Here is a 2,386-nt window from a genome sequence, read left to right as displayed (position 1 = left end):
GGCATCCGCGTCATCACCGACCTGGTGATGAACCACACCTCCGACCAGCACGCCTGGTTCCAGGAGTCCCGCCGCGACCCGGACGGCCCCTACGGTGACTTCTACGTCTGGCGCGACAACGACGACGAGTACTCGGACGCCCGCATCATCTTCATCGACACCGAGGAGTCCAACTGGACCTATGATCCGGTGCGCAAGCAGTACTTCTGGCACCGCTTCTTCTCCCACCAGCCCGACCTCAACTACGACCACCCGCCGGTGCGCGCCGCCATGCTCGACGTCATGCGCTTCTGGCTGGACCTGGGTCTCGACGGCTTCCGCCTCGACGCCGTGCCCTACCTCTACGAGCGCGAGGGCACCAACTGCGAGAACCTGCCGGAGACCCACGAGTTCCTCAAGCAGGTCCGCGGGGTCATCGAGGACGAGTACCCCGGCCGCGTCCTGCTCGCCGAGGCGAATCAGCTGCCCGAGGATGTCGTCGAGTACTTCGGTGAGCCGGAGGTCGGCGATGAGTGCCACATGGCCTTCCACTTCCCGGTCATGCCGCGCATCTTCATGGGTGTCCACCAGCAGTCCCGCACCCCGATCTCGGAGATCCTCGCCGACACCCCGGAGATCCCCTCCACCGCCCAGTGGGGCATCTTCCTGCGCAACCACGACGAGCTGACCCTGGAGATGGTCACCGACGAGGAGCGCGCCTACATGTACAAGCACTTCGCGCGCGAGCCGCGCATGCGCGCCAACGTAGGCATCCGCCGCCGCCTCGCTCCCCTGCTGGGCGGTGACCGCAACAAGCTCGAGCTGGTCCACGGCCTGCTGCTGTCCCTGCCGGGCTCGCCGGTGCTCTACTACGGCGACGAGATCGGCATGGGCGACAACATCTGGCTCTACGACCGCGACGGCGTGCGCACCCCGATGCAGTGGTCGAACGACCGCAACGGCGGGTTCTCCAAGGCCGACCCGGAGCGCCTCTACCTGCCGGCCATCCAGAACGACCAGTACGGCTACCAGACAGTCAACGTCGAGAACGCCATGAAGCGCGACAACTCCCTGCTGCACTGGGTGCGCAGCCAGATCAAGGTGCGCCAGCAGTACAAGGCCTTCGGCCTGGGCACCTACCGGGAGGTCGACTCGGCCAACGAGTCCGTGCTCACCTTCCTGCGTGAGTACAAGGACGAGGCGATCCTGTGCGTCAACAACCTCTCCGACCGCCCGCAGGCGGTGTCGCTGGACCTGTCCGAGTTCTCCGGCGCCCACCCGCGTGAGCTCTCGGGTGGGGAGATGTTCCCGCCGGTCAAGCAGGATCCGTGGGTGGTCACGCTCGCGCCGCACGCCTACTTCTGGTTCGACATCTCGAAGGACTGATCATGGATCTGGCTGACATGCTCGCCGGCGCCCGCTTCTACGGCGCCAAGGCCGAGCCCATCGACACTGTCGACATCGTCTCCGAGACCCCGGCGGGCGAGGCCCGTCTGCTCGTCGTGCGCGTCAATGGACGCCACCTCTATCAGGTGCTTATCGACGCCGACAACAACGACATCCTCGCCGATTCCCCGGAGCTCTACCTCGCGGCGCGTCACCTGCCGCAGGGGGAGACGAAGGCGATCAACGGGGAGCAGTCGAACACCTCGCTCATCGTCGACGACCAGATGGTCAAGGTGTTCCGCCGCCTGGAACCGGGTCTCAACCCGGACGTGGAGCTGCTCTCGCAGATCGCGGACTGCCCCTATGTCGCCCCGGTGCGCGACTGGGTGAGCGAGGACATCGACGGCGAGGAGCACACCCTGGCCATGGTGCAGGATTTCGTGCCCGACGCCGATGACGGCTGGCGCTACGCCCTCGGCTTCGCCTCGCATTCCGCCCCCTTCGGGCCGGAGGCCTCCCTCCTCGGCGAGGCGACCCGGGGTGTGCATGAGGCGCTGGCGGGGGCGTTCCCGGTGGGCGTCGATAAGCCTTCTTTCCTGGCATCCCTGGACGACCTCCTCGGCCGGGCCCCGATCCTGCAGGAGTTCGCCGCCGACGCCCGCGCCTTCTACGAGGGGCTCGGTGATGAGGTCGAGGTGCAGCGCGTCCATGGTGACCTGCACCTGGGGCAGGTGCTGCGCACGCCCGACTCCTACATCCTCATCGACTTCGAGGGGGAGCCCGCCCGCTCGCTGGAGGAGCGCCGTCGCCCCGATTCTCCCCTGCGCGATGTCGCCGGCATCCTGCGCTCGCTCGACTATGCGGCGCACGTGGCGGAGGCCGGCCCCGAGTGGGCGGAGGCCGCCTCGGATGCCTTCCTCGCCGGTTACGGTGTGGAGCGGACCCCGCTGCTCGACGCCTATGTGCTGGACAAGGCCCTCTACGAGGTGGTCTACGAGTCCAACCACCGCCCCGACTGGGT

2 protein-coding genes are annotated in these 2,386 nt (G+C 67.4%); both read left to right on the top strand.

Annotation, left to right across the window (positions count from 1 at the left end):
* Nucleotides 1-1,365: maltose alpha-D-glucosyltransferase (treS, locus tag Q4F73_RS12270; RefSeq protein WP_303359622.1), on the top strand; the 1,365-nt coding region annotated here is incomplete at its 5' end.
* 2 nt (nucleotides 1,366-1,367) lie between these two features.
* A partial coding sequence (locus Q4F73_RS12265; protein WP_303359621.1) for a hypothetical protein occupies nucleotides 1,368-2,386 on the top strand: 1,019 nt, incomplete at its 3' end.

The sequence above is a fragment of the Corynebacterium sp. genome, assembly GCF_030535495.1.
GTDB lineage: Bacteria > Actinomycetota > Actinomycetes > Mycobacteriales > Mycobacteriaceae > Corynebacterium.
This window is presented reverse-complemented; position numbering and strand designations above follow the sequence as displayed.